The organism is Pseudomonas lini, from assembly GCF_030812475.1.
GTDB classification, from domain to species: Bacteria; Pseudomonadota; Gammaproteobacteria; order Pseudomonadales; family Pseudomonadaceae; genus Aquipseudomonas; species Aquipseudomonas lini_A.
In genome coordinates this window covers 1-19,663 of sequence record NZ_JAUSSR010000002.1, presented here as the reverse complement: position 1 = coordinate 19,663, position 19,663 = coordinate 1, and the positions used below count along the sequence as shown (strand labels likewise).

General features: G+C 55.1%; 18 protein-coding genes. 5 read left to right on the top strand and 13 right to left on the bottom strand.

Annotated features, from left to right (window positions below):
- Nucleotides 1–10 precede the first annotated feature (10 nt).
- The 13 genes from J2W17_RS03970 to J2W17_RS03910 all read right to left on the bottom strand — a co-directional run bounded on the left by J2W17_RS03970 (nucleotide 11) and on the right by J2W17_RS03910 (nucleotide 13,838).
- The gene (locus J2W17_RS03970; protein ID WP_307329579.1) at nucleotides 11–1,711 is read right to left on the bottom strand and encodes an AMP-binding protein; all 1,701 of its coding nucleotides are present in this window, start codon (nucleotides 1,709–1,711) and stop codon (nucleotides 11–13) included.
- A gap of 238 nt (nucleotides 1,712–1,949) precedes the next feature.
- Nucleotides 1,950–2,714 carry a phosphate/phosphite/phosphonate ABC transporter substrate-binding protein gene (locus tag J2W17_RS03965; protein WP_373459954.1) on the bottom strand — a complete coding sequence of 255 codons (765 nt, stop codon included), beginning with the start codon at nucleotides 2,712–2,714 and terminating at the stop codon, nucleotides 1,950–1,952.
- A gap of 58 nt (nucleotides 2,715–2,772) precedes the next feature.
- Nucleotides 2,773–4,101: an LLM class flavin-dependent oxidoreductase gene (locus tag J2W17_RS03960; protein WP_307329574.1), complete on the bottom strand. Its 1,329-nt coding sequence runs from the start codon at nucleotides 4,099–4,101 to the stop codon at nucleotides 2,773–2,775.
- A 36-nt stretch (nucleotides 4,102–4,137) separates the two neighbouring features.
- Nucleotides 4,138–5,043 carry an ABC transporter substrate-binding protein gene (locus tag J2W17_RS03955; RefSeq protein ID WP_307329571.1) on the bottom strand — a complete coding sequence of 302 codons (906 nt, stop codon included), beginning with the start codon at nucleotides 5,041–5,043 and terminating at the stop codon, nucleotides 4,138–4,140.
- Nucleotides 5,044–5,090: 47 nt separating this feature from the next.
- Complete coding sequence (locus tag J2W17_RS03950) at nucleotides 5,091–5,774, bottom strand: ABC transporter permease (protein ID WP_307329568.1); 684 nt, start codon at nucleotides 5,772–5,774, stop codon at nucleotides 5,091–5,093.
- On the bottom strand, nucleotides 5,774–6,403 hold the full coding sequence (locus J2W17_RS03945; RefSeq protein ID WP_307329565.1) for an ABC transporter permease: 630 nt from the start codon (nucleotides 6,401–6,403) through the stop codon (nucleotides 5,774–5,776). Before J2W17_RS03945 ends, J2W17_RS03950 begins: the two co-directional genes overlap by 1 nt.
- Entirely contained in the window at nucleotides 6,400–7,434 is a 1,035-nt protein-coding gene (locus J2W17_RS03940) for an ABC transporter ATP-binding protein (protein ID WP_307329561.1), read from the bottom strand. Before J2W17_RS03940 ends, J2W17_RS03945 begins: the two co-directional genes overlap by 4 nt.
- Before the next feature lie 30 nt (nucleotides 7,435–7,464).
- Nucleotides 7,465–8,409, bottom strand: coding sequence for a fatty acid desaturase (locus tag J2W17_RS03935; protein ID WP_307329557.1), 945 nt, complete (start codon nucleotides 8,407–8,409; stop codon nucleotides 7,465–7,467).
- A gap of 628 nt (nucleotides 8,410–9,037) precedes the next feature.
- On the bottom strand, nucleotides 9,038–10,333 hold the full coding sequence (locus tag J2W17_RS03930) for an OprD family porin (protein WP_307329554.1): 1,296 nt from the start codon (nucleotides 10,331–10,333) through the stop codon (nucleotides 9,038–9,040).
- Nucleotides 10,334–10,621: 288 nt separating this feature from the next.
- Complete coding sequence (locus J2W17_RS03925) at nucleotides 10,622–11,317, bottom strand: DUF4286 family protein (RefSeq protein WP_307329550.1); 696 nt, start codon at nucleotides 11,315–11,317, stop codon at nucleotides 10,622–10,624.
- 21 nt (nucleotides 11,318–11,338) lie between these two features.
- Complete coding sequence (locus tag J2W17_RS03920) at nucleotides 11,339–12,232, bottom strand: fumarylacetoacetate hydrolase family protein (protein WP_307329547.1); 894 nt, start codon at nucleotides 12,230–12,232, stop codon at nucleotides 11,339–11,341.
- Between the two features lie 3 nt (nucleotides 12,233–12,235).
- Nucleotides 12,236–13,015, bottom strand: a complete 780-nt coding sequence (locus J2W17_RS03915; RefSeq protein ID WP_307329543.1) for a fumarylacetoacetate hydrolase family protein — start codon at nucleotides 13,013–13,015, stop codon at nucleotides 12,236–12,238.
- A gap of 16 nt (nucleotides 13,016–13,031) precedes the next feature.
- The gene (locus J2W17_RS03910) at nucleotides 13,032–13,838 is read right to left on the bottom strand and encodes an IclR family transcriptional regulator (protein WP_307329538.1); all 807 of its coding nucleotides are present in this window, start codon (nucleotides 13,836–13,838) and stop codon (nucleotides 13,032–13,034) included.
- 256 nt (nucleotides 13,839–14,094) lie between these two features.
- Here J2W17_RS03910 and J2W17_RS03905 point away from each other — a divergent pair, with 256 nt between their 5' ends.
- From J2W17_RS03905 to J2W17_RS03885, 5 genes are all read left to right on the top strand, one after another.
- On the top strand, nucleotides 14,095–15,531 hold the full coding sequence (locus tag J2W17_RS03905; protein ID WP_307329535.1) for an MFS transporter: 1,437 nt from the start codon (nucleotides 14,095–14,097) through the stop codon (nucleotides 15,529–15,531).
- A 118-nt stretch (nucleotides 15,532–15,649) separates the two neighbouring features.
- On the top strand, nucleotides 15,650–16,567 hold the full coding sequence (locus J2W17_RS03900) for a shikimate dehydrogenase family protein (protein WP_307329532.1): 918 nt from the start codon (nucleotides 15,650–15,652) through the stop codon (nucleotides 16,565–16,567).
- Between the two features lie 155 nt (nucleotides 16,568–16,722).
- Nucleotides 16,723–17,754 carry a Gfo/Idh/MocA family protein gene (locus J2W17_RS03895; protein ID WP_307329529.1) on the top strand — a complete coding sequence of 344 codons (1,032 nt, stop codon included), beginning with the start codon at nucleotides 16,723–16,725 and terminating at the stop codon, nucleotides 17,752–17,754.
- Between the two features lie 549 nt (nucleotides 17,755–18,303).
- Nucleotides 18,304–19,425 carry a Re/Si-specific NAD(P)(+) transhydrogenase subunit alpha gene (locus tag J2W17_RS03890; protein WP_307329525.1) on the top strand — a complete coding sequence of 374 codons (1,122 nt, stop codon included), beginning with the start codon at nucleotides 18,304–18,306 and terminating at the stop codon, nucleotides 19,423–19,425.
- 14 nt (nucleotides 19,426–19,439) lie between these two features.
- On the top strand, nucleotides 19,440–19,663 hold a 224-nt coding region (locus tag J2W17_RS03885), incomplete at its 3' end, for an NAD(P) transhydrogenase subunit alpha (RefSeq protein WP_307329522.1).

Sequence of the window (19,663 nt, the reverse complement as noted above, 5' to 3'; positions counted from 1 at the left end):
TAAAAGAGGATTAAGCGGAAACGGGATCGGTATCGGCGGCCGCCGGACTCAAACGGTTACTCAAATACAGTCGACTTAATGCTTGTCGCTGGATTTTCCCACTCGTGGTTTTGGGGAAATCTGCGCGGCGGATCAGCACCAGATCATCAACCTGGACGCCCGCTTGGCGCGCAACGATCTGTGCAACTTCACGACGCAATTCCGGTAGTTCCCGAGTGCCCAGAGCATTGCTCGCCATCACCACTACGACGCGTTCCTTTGAACGGTGACTGTCGATACAGGAGAAGGCAGCGACAGAACCGGCCGCTAGATTGAATGCACTTTCCAGCGACCATTCAATGATGTGCGGATTGACGTTAACGCCTGCACGAGTAATCAAGTCCTTACTCCGCCCGGTAATGAACACTTCGTCGTCCAGAAGAAAGCCCAGATCGCCGGTGTCATACCAATCTTTTGCCTTTGGTCGCACCGGATCCATTTTCAAGTAACGACGAATGATACTGTCGCCCCTGATCTGAAGCCGGCCAAGCTGCCCCTCCGCCAAACGAATCTCTTGTTCATCTACGACTCGAAACTCGGTGTCACCGACCGCCGTGCCATTTCCTAGATAAGGTGCAGTGCCGGGAGTGCCTGGCGGTTGCTCTCTGACCAGCATTGAGCTATGCAGGCTCTGAGTATCCAACCAGCGAACGCGCAGACCTTGCCCCGGCGCGTTGAGTGAAACCGCAACCACGGCTTCCGCCATACCGTATGCGGGTTGCAGCACACCGACTTGCAGGCCATGAACTGCAAAAGCAATTTCAAATTGACGGAGGTGGTCATAGAACACTGGCTCGGCACCCACCCAGGCATAGCGCCAACGGGACAAGTCCAGGTCACCTTCGCGCACACGCCCTGCCAGACGGCTGAGCAAGGCAAACGCAGAGGTCGGCGCTGGCGACAAGGTACCTTTGAAACGAGAAAGCGCCTGCAGCCAAGCCATGGGCTGTCGAGAAAACTCGTGAGTCGGCATCAGCACCAGATCGATCGAACACCACCAGGCCAACGTCAACGCAGAAAGCCCCATATCGTGATGAAGCGGCAACCAACTGACCATTCGGTCCGTCGTGTCGACGTTCACACGCTCGGCGATCGCCTGACAATTTGAACTGAGCATCGACTGACTAATGCATACCGCTTTAGGCATTCCGGTACTGCCGGACGTGAATTGTAAAATCGCCAAGTCTTCCGGGCGGCTCAAAGCTGGCTCATCGACATAATCTACTACCGCATTCGTCAACTTGAGCAACTCGTCATCCGTCAGGGCGACGTCTGACCATGAGTCCGGCAACTGCGTCGCTATCCCCCCAGAAGCCAGTATCAACGCTGGATCAATCAATTCCAGCATTGCGGCCAACCCGCTGCTATCACGCATTGTCGTATGGTTTAAATCGTGCGGCAGGAGAGCGATTGCCAATCTTTCGGCCCACGCGGCGAGCACGACGACTAGCACCTCAATGCTGGAAGGCATGCAGACTGCCAAGACCTGACCCGGTTCGAGAGCGCGTTTGCGGAGTACTTGCCGCGCCTGATAAACCTTCGACTTGAGCTCCAGCTGCGTCAGGCAAACGGCAGAATCATGCCCAAGAACCGTAGTCAGGCGGTCCGGTGGGCACAACAAGAATTTTTCAATGAGGCACGGGCGGGCAGGTGCAACTAATCCATTAGTCATCGCGTTCAGTCCTTGAAACATTCAGCAAAGACTAAATATTGTCGAACAATCTGTCAATACAGAGAAATCAGTCCACGACCGTCCGTCCAGCTCAACTGGTTCCAGAGCTCAGGGGCATAATTGGCCGAGCAGAGCCACCAGCGCCCATGGCCATTGCCCGGCGCGTGCGCACCATCATCCGTGTCATCCCGGGCTTCCGAAGGGTGCGGCCGAGTGGAACGTAACGTGGGGCTCAGCACTATTCAGAAACAAACGAAAAGCCACGCCCAGTGGCAAATCGTTCGTACTTACGAAGGACTTCATAATCCTCATCGCTCGCCGGCAGCACTTCTTTGATAGCCAAATCTTCAGCAACCTCAGGAAGCTGCCTTAATGCCTCATTCAACGCAGACCTTATCTTGCTTGCCTCATCCTCCGAACGCAGAATTGAAGTGATATAGGGCAAACACGGGCTCACAGCACTGCGCGCAATTATTTTTAGCCCCTTGATCTCCTCACTTTGGTATCTATCAAGATAGTCATAGGTAACGCTATCGATGGACGCTAAATCACCCTCATGATTTTTTAGCCTCCGGATACTCTCTCGATGCGCCCCCGTAAAAGAGACTTTCGAAAAGAAAGCACCCTCCTTCACCATTGAAAGCGCATGACGAAACAGGTTCATCCCCGAATTGGAGTCCTCTGCGTTAATAAGACCATGACTGCCAGCAAATCCGGCCAAATGAGTGACAGGAGAGTCCGCTCTACAAAGTATCAAGCTGCAATGGTTTCCCCCTGAGCTATGAGGAAGCTCATAGCTCGGACGACCGACCAGTCTCACCTTGCCACGCAGTGAGGTGACCAAGGGGTAGCCGCAGGTTTGCGACAGCAGCAGCTCGGGCGAAAGCCAACGAGACGGCGAGTCTGTAATCGGTTCCTGCCCTCGACGCTCACCAATAAGTTGCAGAGTTCGCTGAAGCCAGTCTTCCTGTGCTTGTCGGACCCTGTCCGGAGCCAGGTACATTGATAGATCGCTAATCATATTAAAGGCATTCCAAAGTCGAGATGGTGTCTCGGCGTCATCACAGCAGGAAACTGTTACCAGGTCTTTTTAAACCCAAACGGTCCCTTAATGTGCCAGGTTCATACTCGTTGCGAAATACGCCTCGGGCTTGCAGCAAGGGCACGACACCATTAACAAAGTTTTCAAAGTCAGTCGGCAAAAAGGGAAACATGAGATTGTAGCCATCGACTGCGTTGGACTCATACAACTCTGCGAGCTGCCGGGCTACCTGATCCGCCGTTCCAATCAGCAGCCAGGTACTGGAGCTTTTGACTAACCGGCGTCCAATTTCGCGGATCGACAAGGATGGGTCGTATTTTTTGAGCAGGGCCAATTCAGTACGAATACCATCAAACTCGGATTCATCCGGCAGCGCTGGTAATGGACCGTCAGGCGAGAGGCCTGTCAAATCAAGACGGGTGTAGCTGGAGACGAGATCAATCGCAACCGCATCAATCGTGAGGCTGTCCTCCAACTGCTCTCGTCGCTCTTGTTCTGTCTCATTGCCCAAGACGACGGGCAGAACGCCGGTGATAATTTTCAGATCCCCAGGTTCTCTGCCTTTGGATACTAGCCGGCGATTCAAATCTGCCCTGTAGGCCAACCCCTCTTCTACTGCGCTGATAAAGCAAAAATGCACATCCGCATGGGCGGCGGCCAGGTTTTTACCTGCTTCAGAAGACCCTGCCTGGGCCAGGACAGGATAGCCTTGTGGTGGACGCGGCACATTCAGCGGTCCGCGCACGCGAAAATGCTCCCCGGTGTGATGGATGGGATGAATTTTCGAGGGGTCGGCAAAGTCTCCCCCGGGCTTATCGAAGCTGAGTGCATCATCCTCCCAAGAGTCCCACAGCCGCTTGACGACATGGATGAATTCATCAGCCCGCAGGTAACGATCACCGTGCCTGGCGACTCCGGACAGTCCAAAGTTGGAAGCCTCCTCTTCCAGCCAGGAAGTCACGATATTCCAACTGGCGCGCCCTGAACTGATGTAGTCCAACGACGCAAAATATCGAGAGATGTTGAACGGGTCGTTGTAAGAGGTTGAAGCGGTCCCCATCAGCCCGATGTGATCCGTCACAGCAGACAGTGCTGAAAGGAGAGTAATAGGCTCAAGGCGCGCATTGGCATAATGTCTCAATCCGCTGGCTACGGAATCCCATACCGCCACGTGATCAGCGATAAAAACAGCGTCGAACTTCGCCGCCTCCGCCGCCTGGACAAGTTTGGCATAGTAACCAAACGTCAAAATTTCCTTGGTTGGCGACAAAGGGTGGCGCCATGAGAATCGGTGGTCACCCTGAGGATTAAAGAAAAACAAATTCAGAATCATACTTCTGTCAGACATGGTAACTCCGAGACATTATCCAGATCGCATTAATGCTCAGTGAGCCGACTTGAGCGTATTTTTGGCTACCCACTGTTCTGCGACTTTCGCAGGGTCCTTGTGGTCGATATCAACCAGGCGATTGAGTTGCACCAACTCATCCCCCGTCAGTTTCTCCGAAACGGCATTCAGTGCCTTTTCCACTTCAGGGGTGAGCACGGGCTTACGAACAAGTGGAGTAATGTTCTGCGGAGGCTGCTGGTGCCGATCATCCTCAAGGACGACCCAGGGTTCTTTTGCCAGAATGCCTTGAGTTGAAACTACCGTAGCGACATCGATAGCGCCTGAGTTCAAGGCCAGCCTCGACAAGGGCCCGCCCATGTCCAGCGTCTTGACGCGTTTGAAATTGATCCCGTAAACAGCTTTCAGCCCAGGCAGGCCCAGCGCAGCTGTGGTGACTTCGGGGGGGCCGCCGAGCGTAAGTTCACCAGAAACCGGCGCAAGATCCGACAGTTTGAACAGCTTGTATTTGTCTGCGGTCTTCTGTGTGACGGCCCACGCCGTGATGGAGCCCGCCGCAGACGGTTGAAGTAACTGGAGATCCGCGGGTAACTTTGTTTCCAAGGAGGAAATAATGTCGCTCTGGGTCGTCAAGGTGGATTTGTCGTCGTAAAAACTCAACAATGATCCGATGTATTCCGGCACAACGTCCACATCGCCATTTTGCAACGCATTGGAGATAATTTGCCGATTCCCCAGGTTCAGCCTCGTTTTCACTTCTATGCCCTGATTTTTAAGGGCGGCCGCATAGATATTGGCAAGGATAGTTTGCTCGGAAAAATTAGCGCCCCCTACAGTGATGGTTTGAGCATTGGCAAGCGTACTGGCCGTTAGCATGCCCAGCCCCAAAAGCAAGGAAACTGAATAAGTTGATTGACTCGAAGGGCTTCGTTTCTTTTTCATTTCTGTTCGCCTTTTCAAAAATAAATCGCACTATCGGAAGAGTGAAACTAGTTAACGCCCGGCTCAATTGCACCCGTTCGCCATTTTTGTGTCATCCATTTTTCTATCGTTGAACACGCCGCCTCGCTCGCAATCGCCAGTGCGGACACTACCAGTGCACCGCCAATTATTTGGGGCGTATCATTGCGACCCAGCCCGTCGATCAGAAACCGGCCCAACCCCCCGAATCCCGCATAGGCAGCGATGGTTGCGGTAGCGATGAGTTGCACCAGTGCAGAGCGGATTCCAGAAAAAATCAACGGAAAAGCCAACGGTAATTCGAGCTGGGTAAACGTTTGCCATCTGCGCATTCCAATGCTCTTGGCGGAGCTTTTCAAAGAGGCATCAACCTGGGCAATTCCAACATAAGTATTGGTCAATATCGGAGGAATACTCATGACAACCAACGCGATAATGACGGTACCTGTCTCATAACCAATAACCATGATTGCAAGTATCACTATCCCCAATGAAGGCAATGCCCGACCGAGATTAAACAGCGCCATTACCCATTGAGCGCCTTTCCTGTAATTGGCCATGAGCACGCCCAACGGCAGCGCAATTGCGCACGCCATTGTGATACTCAAGGACACGTAATAAATATGTTCACCCATCCGACTCAATAAGCCGTCTTCACCCAGCCAGTGCTCAGGACTTAAAAACCAAAGGTAGACGCCTGAAATCATGTCCATTAGCGCACCCAACGAATAAGAAATTTGTCTATTGAATAAAATAGGTAGTCAAAACAAAACGCCAATAACACCGTGAGAATCAAGCTCACGACTACCGGTGTCGTAAAACTCTGGGCGAGCCCTGTGATGAATAACTGCCCCAACCCTCCTTGACCAATTAACGCTGTCACCGTCACCAACCCTACTAATGTAACTGACGTTGTACGCAACCCCGCCAACAGCGCAGGCAGCGCCAATGGAAGTTCAACACCCAGGAAACATTGTATGCGCGTGTATCCTAGCGCCCGGGCTTCCTCCAGGATATGCGCGGGGTTACTGGCAAGACCTGCCAACGTGTTCTGCAAAATGATCAGCAATGCATAAAGACTGAGCCCTATCACCGATGTCGTCTTCGATAATCCCGTAAATGGCATTATTAAAATAAATAGCGCCAATGAAGGGATGGTAAACAGTATGCCGCTGAGGTAGATCATTGGCCGCGCCAGTGCCGGCTTCCACAGTGTCAAGAGCACCATGAGACCCGCTACCAGCATCCCCGAGCAAAGACCCAGGGTTACCAGTTGGACGTGATCCGCTAACAGCAAGCCGATCGGCAGCCAGTTTTCCAGAATCCAAGACCAGTCAATCATAATTGAGCAACGCCTGGGCGGCGCTCGTTCAGCGCTTTGTAGAGTGAGCCGAGCGACACGCACCCCTCATAGCGTCCGTTTTCCCCAACGCGGACCACCACACCGTTTTGCACGCTCAGAATATTCATCAGGGCGTGGTGCAACGACTGCGAGCTCGATACGGTTACCAATTCGGGAGCCGGCACGGTTGAGTCGCTCAACCATTTTGAGGGGATACGTTGTTCGTCAAGCAGAAGTTCAAACTCGCAGTTGATTTCATCCGCTGGAAGATCAGAAATCCTCATCAACGACAGTCTTTTCAACAACGGATCCTTGCCGATGAAATTCTTGACGAACTCGCTGGCCGGATGGGCAAGGATATTGTGGGGGGTATCAAACTGAACCAGTTTTCCTTCGCCTTCAAAAATTGCAATTCGGTCGCCAATTTTAATGGCCTCCTCCATATCATGGGTCACCAAAATAATGGTTTTGTGCAACCGTCTTTGCAGCGCCACCAGTTCATCCTGCAAGCGTTCGCGTATCACCGGGTCCAGCGCTGCGAAGGGTTCATCCATCAACACCACGGGGGGATCGGATGCCAACGCCCGCGCCAGGGCCACACGACTCTGCTGCCCCCCGGAAAGCTGATTGGGGTAGCGATCAAGAAACTCCGGCTGCAGGCCCACAAGTGAAATGAGCTCGCTTACGCGCTGTGCAATTTTGTCCCGTCCCCACCCCAGAAGCCGGGGCACAGCGCCAATATTCTGCGCCACAGTCTGGTGCGGAAATAACGCTGAACTCTGCATCATGAAACCGATCCCGCGGCGCAACGTCACAACGTCAAGCTCATCCGTCGCTACGCCATCGACCCTGATCTGGCCACTGTCCTGGCGATCCAGACGGTTGATCATTCGCAAGATAGTGGTTTTGCCACAACCACTAGGGCCGACAAACACACAGATTTCGCCCTTCGGGATATGCAGCGTTAAACCGCTCACAGCCAGTCGCGCATTGCCTCTATGAGTTTTCATGACTGATTCAAAACGTATCATTACCGGCACCTGGATTAACGTAGATAATTTTTACTGCTTAGCGGGGTGGACAGGGCAATCCACGGGCTCGGCCAAATGCTGACGCACCAGTTCGGAATACCCTTGAAAATAAAACCCATTGTTTCGCGTAATCCACTGCTCACGTCTCGCCTTGTAAACACGCGGTAAATAAAACCAGGGCAGCCCCGGAAGATCATGGTGGACCAAGTGCAGATTGAGGTTTAGAAAAAGCCAGCTTAGAGGGCCCGATGACTCAGTGATAACAGTTCGATGCTCCGGGCGCTCCGAGGGTCGGTGTTCGTAAAAGGACCTGATCATTGCGACAGATAAGGCGGGAATTGAAACCAGGAACACGTACTGCGCGGCACTGATGGCGCTGAAGTGCTCAACGAATACCAGCAGCGCAACGACGCTGAATAAATGGCCCGACCACATTTTAATATTGCTCGGCCCACTGCGAAAAAGGCTGCGCAATTCAGTCGCTACCAGTATCAGGAGGGCCAATGGAGCCCCCATCATCAAGCGCCCGCCGACTGTCTTATTGATCCACAGCAGCGCCCTCATATAAGCAGGTGACTGCTTCCAAAAGTCGTTTGTGACATAGCGGCTTTCTGGATCCTGACCCGGAACAGTTAATACTTCATCGTTGTGATGCGCTAGATGAGTGTCTTTGTAAATTTCGTAGGGATACCAGACGGCGAAAGGCAAATAACCCAATGCTTTATTCACCGAGGGCCACCGGGTTGGGTGACCGTGAATCAACTCGTGTTGAATTGACATCCAGAGCACGACCAAGGGGATCAATAGAACGACCGTAAACACTTCGCCAAGTGCGTCTTTAGCCAATACAACCGTGACCCAGGCAGAATAGAAGCCAACCAGCAACAGCCAGGTCGGCCATTCAGTTCTGCCGGTTTTCGTACGGCTCAGGCTTAGTACTTCAGCTCGATGAGCGTCATCCAAGTAGTTTGGCATAGTTGCAAATCATATGAATGGTTCTGGGATTCGAGCAGTTTGCCGCTCTTAACGGAGCCCATTGAGTGGACAGCGTTTATGAACATTCACGCAGCCCTGGAGCAACGTGTGACTTGAAAAGCCAGGCAACTGATTCAATAGATACGCCAACAGGTGTCACTTCACATGGCGTAGAGAAGAAACGCTAAACCTTCACTGATTGCGCTGCAGGCTTCGCTATTGGCTTGACACGGGAGAGGTTTGCCAGCCACTCGTGGGGTGACAAGCAAGGTGCGGGGAAGAACTCGGGAATTACTGGCCCGAAAAATCGCCACATGGGATTCGTCGGAGGACAAAACCTCAGGGCTGATTTGCAAGAGTCGGGCGCCGGACATAGTCGTACCATAAGATAGGGTTGAGTATATCCGGTTGTCCGGTAAGCAGAATTTAGCACGTTTTCTAATTCGAACAAGGAGCATATTCGGCTATGGTTATTCCTTGATCGAATAAGCGATGGGTTGAAAGGATTTATTTCAGTGCGCACTATTTCGATCGACGGAGCAAGACGATGTGGGTTCCACCAATGCCTGCCGGGTGACGTATTTGGCCGATCGCCTACCCATCGCAGAATGTACGGGCATAGGACCCCTTATAAAAAAGATATGGGGTAGTTAATGTAGAGTCGGTTCTCATCAAACTCATTTGTACTGAAACTGCGGCGAATGCTAGCGTTTCGCCACTTAACACTCAGGTTCTTTAAAGCCCCGGACTGCACCACGTAGGCCAATTCCGATTCGCGGCCCCATTCCTCACCATCGGTGATTGCCCCGGTGTGCACATTACTGCCGCTGATATAGCGGTTCATCATGGTCAGCCCCGGAATGCCGAGCACCACGAAGTTGAAGTCATGGCGCACCTGCCAGGACTTTTCCTTGGCGTTGTCATAACTGGCGTTGTAGCTGTCGTTGGCCAGGGTGCCGCCACTGCTGCCGTTAACGCGCATCCACGCGCTGTCGCCGGTGAGTTTTTGCAGGCCGACATAGAAGGTGTTGCCGCCATACTTGGCGGAAAGCAAGGCGAAGGCGGTTTTGTTGTCCAAGTCGCCGGCCAGGGCACTGCCGTCTTCCTTGCCGTTGAAGAAACCGAGGTTGGCACCCAGGGTCCAGTCGCCAACGGGCTGGCTATGGGTCAGGTTGATGTACTGCTGCTGGTAGATATCGGTCAATTCGGCGTACCACACGCCGACTTGGGTGCGCTTATCGTTGAAGGTGTATTCGCCGCCGCCAAAGTTGAAACGGTCCGAGGTGAACGCGGCTCTGCCGTTCATGAACATGTCTTCCATGCTCGCATCGTTGCGCGGGCTGTTGCTACGGAACTGCCCGCCATAGAGGGTCAGGCCGGCGATCTCGTTGGAGGTCACCTGGCCACCACGAAAGGTCTGCGGCAAAGAACGGCCATCGTCAGAGCGCAGGATCGGCAATACGGGCATCCATTCACCCACCTTCAATTCGGTTTTTGACAGTTTGGTTTTCAGAGCCACCCCGAGGCGGCCGAAATTATCGGCTGGTCGGCCGTCGTCGTGGATCGGCAACAGTTGGGTACCGCCGGTGCCTTTACCCCCATCCAGCTTTTGAGAATAAAGACCCAATAGATCAACACCGAATCCTATCGGCCCAGCGGTATAACCAGAGCGAGCGTCAAGGATGAAGCTCTGGGTCCACTCCTCGGCTTTGTTCTGTGGTGCAGCGCTGTTGGGATAGGCTGGATTGATGAAGTTACGATTGATGTAAGCGTTGCGCAAATTGAGGGTGGCCTTAGCGCCATCGACAAAGCCGCTGGTTTGATCGGCTTGAACAGCCGCTGACGACCCCGCGCAGAACGCAAGCGTCAGACTGATCAGCGATTGATTTGCAGGCACGCTGCGGAAAATAACAGGGTAGCGCATGATGTTTTCTCACAATGAGTTATTATTGTTTTGTTGCGATTTTTTAGCTCGTATTAACCTATGCACAGGCAGTTCGAAGCGCTAACTACCGAGCGACTGCGGGGAGTATTTAACTTATGTGTCTTGTAATAGCCCTTTATTGAGCAACTTGGTAATTGGTTGGTTCACCTTAGGCAAAACCCGAGCGTGCGCAGACGCGAGCCTGACTCAATGCCTGTAATGGCACGCTCGTGGGGAACTGCATGAGAACAACGACTGGAAGTTAAAACGTGCTCGAACGCCCGGCGATCAACCCGCACTTCCCGGCGTTTTGCAACGTGTGTATTCCAATTGATAAAGCGTGGTTTCTGGCCCCATCGATTGCCCCTCCAACAGCCGCTGCAAATCAGCCACAAAAGACTCGCCGGCGACACGAACGTAGTCGGGCGCACAGCCTTCGATCATGACGATCCAGGCCGGTATCTGGGTGCCTTCGGCGCGGGCTTTTTTCTCTGCGGTTTCAACCTTGCTCACGGCCTCATCAGCCACACACAAATGCACGCCGGTAATACCCTGTTTATCAGTAACGGGAGGAAGCACGCGTTGGCGCAATGCGTCTGACACTGATTTGTGCTGCCCTTCGCCAACATCGAAACGGACCGTTAACAGATACGCGCCCTGCCCCACACCACTTGTGTAAGTGACCTCGCAAATGGATCGCGCGACGTTGCGGTAGGACTGCACCGACTGCTGGGTCCATGCCGTCGGACTGTTGAGACGAGATAAATAATCCTGCCCTCCCAACACCTGCACAGTGTCAGCCTCATAGAGGTTGAAATAGGTCGGCCCTGCATCCAAAGCGATGTATCGGCGCCCCCGCAAAAAGCCCGGTATTGCGGCCCGCTCTGGCATGTGCTCACGGTTATGCCACTCATAGAATTCGTCCCGCGCTTCGGGCAAAAGATCATGCCAGATCGCGACTACACCTGTTCCTGCAAAGCTCATAGCGTTTTCCTCCAGCGATAGTCAGTCAACATTGGGATGGCGACCGGCGACCCATGCAGCCCCCATTTCAGCAACGTAAGGAATCACGGTCTGAAATTGTTCACCCAGCCCTTGGCCACCGACACGCATGGTGTCACCCGCCTTGAGAAATACCGGTGGTTTCTGCCCGAGCCCCACACCTGGAGGCGTACCGGTAATGATGACGTCACCCGGCATCAGCGGCATGAAGCGACTGAGGTACGCGACAATATGTGCAACGCTGAAAATCATCGTACGGGTATTGCCGGTCTGGAGACGGTTGCCGTTCACGTCGAGCCAGAGGTCAATTGCCTGCGGGTCGGCAATTTCGTCACGGGTGACCAGCCAGGGTCCCAGTGGTGCGAAAGAAAAACCGCTTTTGCCCTTGGTCCACTGGCCTTCGTATTCAAGCTGATAAGCCCGCTCGGAAACATCATTGGCCAGGCAATAACCGGCGATGTGATCCAAGGCCTGCGACTCATCAATCTGCCAGGCAGGCGTACCGATGACGATGGCTAGTTCGACTTCCCAATCAAGCTTCTGGGCCCCCGTTGGTAGAATGACCGGATCATTGGGCCCGCTGATGGACGCGGTGTGTTTGTTGAAGACCACCGGCTGGCTCGGGATAGGTGTATTTGTTTCAGCCGCGTGATCGGAGTAGTTCAGGCCGATACAAATCAGGTTCGGTACGCTGCCTACGCATGGACCAAGACGTGTGCCAGGCGCCACCACCGGGAGTTTTTCAACGTCAACAGCACGCAGCTTTTCCAGCACTGTCGGGCTCAGGGCCGACGCATCGATGTCGTCGACAATGCCCGAAAGGTCTCGCACGATCCCCTTCGAATCCAAAACTCCCGGCTGTTCCTGCCCCGGCAAACCAAAACGAACTAAGCGCATTTGTTACTCCTCCAGCGTTGAGAAATGGACAGACAATGAGCCTGCTTCGCCGAACTGAATATGCAGTGGCTGATTAACGGGCACATCGAGAACACCTGCATAGGAGCCGGTGATAACCACCTGCCCTGCTTGCAGCCCTATCCCTTGTGTAGACAGAAAATTGGCCAGCCATACGATCGGCAACAACGGATCTCCGTCCGGATGGCGGCCCTTGATATTTAGAAGCTCTGCCGTTGCATCGCTCAGGGTGATATCCAGTTCAGAGGGCATGCTCGCAGCGTTCGACTGCGTGATTGGCGCCCCAAGTACCAGACCGTGATTGAATAGACCGTCCGCGAGCAATTGCTCGAACGGCAGCGTGTGTGGATCGGTGTAACGGCAGTCGATCACTTCCAGTGCCAAGTGCACGTCGCTGATCGCAGCAATGATCTGTTCTGCTGTATAGGGCTCGACACGTGCCGGCAAATCATGGGCCAGGACGCACGCCAGTTCGGGCTCGATGCGCGCCTTATCGGCGTCGGCGGCCAGTTGGTAACGTTCGCCTTTTACAATACTGTCGCTGTAGATGGGGGCGACGATCCACTTGCCAGCCGGGGGTAACGCACACTTCCACCCCCCACGGTTTTTCCAGCCAATAGCCCCACGTGCTGCTGGATGGCAAAACCTTGTGCAAGGCTGCCTGGCAGGTTCGGGCCTGGCAAGGATGCCAGCCGAACACCCTCCAGCCGTGCACGGACCAGCGCGGCAGCGGCCACTTCCAGCCCTGACCCTGCCTCGGTCCATGCAGGTGCGAGGTGGCTCATACGCTCTCCGAATGCACGTTGTTCTGGCGCGGCCAAACCGTCCCCAGCTTGTTGGCGGCCTCTTCCAGCAGAGCATGCAATTCCTCATAACGTTCGGGCTGCATGCGCAAGACCGGGCCGGCAATGCTCATGGTGCCGACCACAGTGCCGGACGGAACCAGCTTGACCGGTACGGCAATTGCCCAAACACCCGCCTCAGCTTCTTCAATGACCAGGCCATACCCGCGCTTTCGGGTCAGCGCCAGTTCGGGCAGCAAGCGTTCGATGCTGTTGATGGCTTTCGGCCCCTGCCCCATCCCGGCGTCAGCTTTCCCCAACCCGCTACGTAGCGCATGTTCAATGGCCAGTTCATCAGGCATTGAGGCCAGCCAGGCTTTGCCATTGGCGGTGGCATACAGATTGATCGGTTGATCCATGGCCGGTGAATACATGAGCCCCGGCGCGGCGCCCTGGGCCGAAGACAGCCAGGACAAGGTGCCCTCGTTGACCACCGTCAACCGCACCAACTCATGACATTGGACAGCCACTTGCTCAATGATTGGCTGGACCAATTCAGGCAAGCCTATTCCATGCAAATAGCGCTGCCCCAACAGTGCCAGCTTCAGCGTCAAGCGGTATTGCGAGGTGGCTTCATCCTGCTCTGCCCACCCCTGCTCGACTAACTGAGCAAGCACTCGATGAGCGGGCCCCTTTTCCAAGCCCAGCTCGGCTGCGATATCGGACATCCGCATCCAGCGAGCTTCTCGTGCCAGCAGCTCAATAGCTTCCAGGCAACGGTCAACAGCACCTTTTACGACTCTCATATTTTTCTCGACCTATCTATGGCAATGAGGTGAACGCGAGCAACACTGTTCGTACTGGAACGATGTTCCAATAGTATGCAGGGGCCACCAAATAAGTCAAACCCCCTTGTATCTGGCTGACTTTATCTACACAGAACTGGACGCGCAGGCGCTCTCCAGAACGTGGGATGCCCCTTGACAAGGCTGCGATACTGGTAACAGAATTACTGATGGAACAGAGTTACAATAACAACAATTGAGAAACCGGAGACACGTTATGAATCAGAGCATACCGATCGACGCCCACTCCAAAAGCCAGTCAAAGAAGGCCGCAGCAAGCGGCTGGATCGGCTCGGCACTGGAGTATTACGACTTCTTTATCTATGCGACCGCGGCGGCCTTGCTGTTTCCACAGCTCTTTTTTCCGTCTGATAACCCAGCGGTCGGCATCATTGCCTCTCTGGCCAGCTTTGGTGTGGGCTATATCGCCCGGCCGATAGGCGCTGTCGTCCTGGGGCATTTGGGTGATCGCCACGGCCGTAAAACGGTTCTGGTTTACTGCATGTTCCTGATGGGCTTCTCGACGATGTGCATCGGTCTTCTGCCAACGTACCAGCAGATCGGGATCTGGGCGCCGGTGCTGCTGGTGACGATGCGCCTGATTCAGGGGTTTGCGGTGGCCGGGGAGATCTCCTGCGCCAGTTCGATGATTCTCGAACACGCTCCGTCCGGTCGCCGTGGTTACTTCGCGAGCTTTACCCTACAAGGTGTTCAGGCCGGGCAGTTGCTCGCGGCAGCAGTTTTCTTGCCTCTCGCTCACTTCATGCCTGCGGATCAGTTCGCGTCCTGGGGCTGGCGGATCCCGTTCCTGCTCAGCGTGGTCGTCGTCATCATGGGCTATATCATTCGCCGCCAGGTCGATGAGACACCTGCATTTGCCGAGCAAAAAAAGCAAGGCGAAAAAGCTACTGTCCTGCCAGTCGTCGAAGTCATCCGGCAGAGCTGGGGTGATCTCTTGCGTGTGATCTGCATGGCACTTGCCGCGGTGATCGCCATTGTCGCCTCGGTCTTCGGCGCGACCTATGCGGTTCAACCGGCCTATGGAATCGGTTTCCCTGCCGGCATCTATTTGTGGATTCCACTGCTGGGTAACCTGTGTGCAGTGATCCTGATCCCCTTCGTTGGTAACCTTTCAGACAAGATCGGCCGCCGGCCACCAGTCATTATTGGCGTTCTCTGCGCAGGACTGCTCTCGTACGCCTACCTGTACGCTATCAGCGTCCACAACCTGTGGCTTTCGCTGGTACTCTCCGTACTCATGTGGGGCGTCGCTTATCAGGGTTTCAACGGTGTATTCCCAAGCCTCTTTCCCGAGTTGTTCCGTACGCGGGTGCGTGTGACCGGCATGGCCATCGGACAGAACATAGGGACCGCGATGACTGCGTTTCTCCCGGCAATCTTCGTCACTGTTGCGCCCCCCGGCTCCGAGAATATCCCTCTGAAAATCGGCACTCTTACATTAGGTATCTGTGTTATCGCTGCGATCGCGGCGTTCACTACACGTGAAACGTACCGGATTCGCCTTGAAGATCTCGGCAAGCGCAATGCAGTGCCTATTGCCAAAGAAGAATACGATCGTATGCGGGCCGAAGCGATGCAGGGCACAGCTCAGGCAGACGCACCGAAGGATCTGGCTGGCCAACTGCGCTCGTAACGACTTTCGACGATCACCCTGGTGCGACCATCAGGTTTTCGAGACCCACACAGGCCCCGACGGGCAGAACAGCATCATGCGGTCGGCACTTGCCCATGCATAGCCATCGACGCTGTGCATGAACCAAGAAGCCGCCAGGACGCCTCTTCCCGTCAACATCAAATATCAGGCAACCATGGCCTCACATATCACAGGAACAACCCGGCTTTATGGATTGGTTGGCCATCCGCTGACGGCTGCCAAGTCTCCGCAATTATTCAACCGACTCTTTATGGAACAGCAGGCAGACGCGGTTTGTGTTCCATTGGAGGTCAAGGCCGATGATCTGTCCGCGTTCGTGAAGGGTGCCAGAGCGCTGAACAATCTCGCTGGCATCCTGGTCACCATGCCGCACAAGCAAAGGATGCTGGATCATGTCGACGAACTTCATCCGACTGCGCGTCAAGTCGGTGCAATCAACGTCATTCGTTGCGAGACAGACGGACGCTGGGTCGGCGCCATATTCGATGGCCTCGGCTGTGTTCTGGGCATGCAATGGGAAGGCTATTATCCAGCGAACAAAAGCGTTCTTCTGGTCGGTGCTGGAGGCGCAGGCAGAGCGATCGCATTTGCCGTCGCATCGGCGGGCGCCCGATCCCTCACTATCTCCGATGTCGACGAACACCGAGCCGAGGAGCTGGCGAAAACCGTTGCTGCCGAAACAGGTTGCATCACGCATTCCGGTCCCCCCGACCCACATGGCTATGAAATCGTGATCAATGCCACGCCACTTGGCATGAGCGAGGATGATCCTATGCCTGTGGACCCCGAGCGGCTGGAGCCTGGCACTTTCGTTGTAGATATCATCAACTCGCCGGACTCGACACCGCTTTGCGATGCTGCACGTAAACGAGGTTGTCATACCCAGGACGGGGGCCCCATGCATAAAGGTCAGGCGTTGCTTGCACTGCGCTTCCTTGGGTTCGATTACCACCCTGATAACGTAACAGCCGATGCTGAATTATCGTTGCCGCCGGTGAGGGAAGTCGGCCGTTGACGTAGCAGCGTTTCAGAGAAAACGGAAAAAACGACCGTTTTCATCGAATCGAATAAAGGGAAAGACCATGAATGATTCCCTGGAACTTATAGGGCGATCATGTTCAACCCGAACATTCCATATGTTTACTTGTACCGCGCCAGGAGTGAGTCAGTATGAAAGTTGCGTTGCTGGAGGTCAGCCATTGGCACGTCCCGTTGTATTTGAATGCGCTTGAGACCAATGGAGTCCAAGTGGTGGCCGTTTCGGATTCGGAGCACCTGAAGGGCGAGGCCATCGCCGAGCGATTTAGATGCCCGCTGTATAGCTCATCCTATGAGCTGCTTGAGCGCGAGCAGGTCGATTTTGCTTTCGTGTTCGGTCGTCATTCGCAAATGCCGTCGCTGGCAGAAGCCGTGATCGCACGAAACATCCCCTTTGCCCTGGAAAAGCCCTGCGGCATCAACATGGCGCAGGTCACACGGCTGCGTGAGCTGGCCGAGCAAGCCAATCTCTACTGTGCTGTACCGCTGATCTTCCGCATGAGTGAACTGCTGAGTGCTCTGCAAGATGCTGAGGGACACTTGGCCACGGACTTCAACTACATGTCTTTCCGTTTCATCGTAGGTCCGCCCGCTCGTTATGAAACGGCAGGCTCAGGCTGGGCCATCGATCCCGTTTTTTCAGGCGGCGGATCGACGATCAACGTGGCTACGCATTTCATAGATCTCTTCAGACTATTGACCGGTAAAGAGGTCTCGCGAGTCTCAGCCGTCATGAATTCACTAACGCATCGGGGTGCCGTCGAAGACTATTCGTTACTGACCCTGCAGACCGAGGACGGCGTGATCGGTGTTGTGGAAACGGGATACAGTTTCCCCAGTACCGCCGACGAACAGCGCGAGTTCTCCTTCACCCTTTCGTCCGATCGCATGTACGCCAAATCTGGTCCCGACCGCATCGAAATAAGGGATAGACAGAACCTTGCCGCCGGTACTCGAAGCCGCCGACTACAACTGGACACTGACGTCTATTACCCACTGTTCGTCAAGCAAGTGCTTGCTGAATGCCGTAACGGGGCCAAGCCCATTGCATCATTACGCGACGCCGAGGCAATCATGCAGGTCATGGACGCGGCCTACGCTTCAGCTCGGCAAGGAGGTACGCTTTTGACGCTCAATCCGTTCCAGGGCACCCATGGCGAGTAAGCGGAGCTGCTTGGACTGGACGTATTTGGCAAGCTCTTCATAGCCCCCGTAATCACCGTGATATGACCACCTGGCGTCGCGGCAACGACTTCACCGCCACCTGCACAGGCTACTAATTCACTTGTTGGGAGACGATGTCTCCCCGACATTACATCCACTCAAACATTGCCCGAGGAGTTTCACACCGAAGGCGTAGCTGACGGCGAAACGCCGCCAACACAACGTTTGCGTGTGTCGATATCAGACATGGAGGTGGCGTGAACAGGAACTGGATTGTCGGACAATCCGGATAAGGTAGCGTTCCTTTTCATCGAAATAAACCAGCGTTCCGGTTCTGAAAGGAGTCGCAAACCGGCAACTCTTGCGACTACCCGGCAGTCGTCGATTAAACCCTGGACAGCGCTCGACAAAGCACGAAACGAATCGACTTTTGCCAGTGTTCGAATGTTTGATCGTGCCGATTTGGCGGAATCCTGCTGATCGTCCGCCCCCGCCGCACCTTCCGAAGTGCCTGGGTTTACTCATTAAAGATCACGCAGGAGATTTGACGTGCACATTGGTGTTCCTCTCGAAACCCAGACGGGTGAAACACGGGTTGCTGCAACCCCGGAAACCATCAAGAAGCTGATTGGCCAGGGTCATAAGGTCACTGTGCAAAGCGGCGCCGGCATTAACGCCAGCGTTGTCGACAGTGCCTATCAAGCGGCAGGCGCGACCATTGGCAGCGCCAGCGATGCGTTTGGGGCTGAGCTGATTCTCAAGGTGGTTGCCCCCAGCAACAGCGAGCTCGCTCTGATCAAGAGCGGCACCGTGGTGGTGGGCATGCTCAACCCGTTCAGCAATGAAACCATTGCCAAGCTGGCCGAGTGCGGCATTACCGCGTTCGCGCTGGAAGCCGCGCCGCGCACCTCCCGCGCCCAGAGCCTGGACGTGTTGTCGTCCCAGGCCAACATTGCCGGGTACAAGGCTGTGCTGCTGGCGGCGCACCACTATCCGCGCTTCATGCCGATGCTGATGACCGCTGCGGGCACCGTGAAAGCGGCGCGCGTGCTGATTCTCGGCGCAGGTGTAGCCGGTTTGCAGGCGATCGCCACGGCGAAACGTCTGGGTGCAGTGATCGAAGCGTCGGACGTGCGTCCTGCGGTAAAAGAGCAGATCGAATCCCTCGGCGCCAAGTTCGTCGACGTGCCTTACGAGACCGATGAAGAGCGCGAATGCGCCGTCGGTGTCGGCGGCTACGCCCGGCCCATGCCTGCCAGCTGGATGCAGCGCCAGGCGCTGGCCGTGCACGAACGCGCCAAGCAGGCGGACATTGTCATCACCACCGCACTGATCCCGGGCCGCAAGGCGCCGACGCTGCTCAGCGCGGACACCGTGGCGCAGATGAAACCCGGCTCGGTGGTCATCGACCTCGCCGCGGCCCAGGGCGGCAACTGCCCGCTGACCGTGGCCGATCAGGTGGTGGTCGAAAATGGCGTGACCATTTGCGGCCCGACCAACCTGGCCGGTGCGGTCGCGGCCGATGCGTCGGCCCTGTACGCGCGCAACCTGCTGGACTTCCTGAAGCTGGTCTTCAACAAGGAAGGCCAGTTCGAGATCAACCTCGAAGACGACATCGTCGCCGCGTGCCTGATGTGCCGCGACGGCCAAGTCATTCGCAAAAACGCCTAAGCAGGATTCAGACGATGGAAGAGTTTATCTCCCCCGGTATCTACAACCTGATCATCTTCGTGCTGGCAATTTATGTCGGTTATCACGTGGTCTGGAACGTTACACCTGCACTGCACACGCCGCTGATGGCGGTGACCAACGCGATCTCGGCGATCGTGATCGTCGGCGCCATGCTGGCGGCGGCGCTGACCGTGACGCCGCTGGGCAAGACCATGGGCACCCTGGCCGTGGCCCTGGC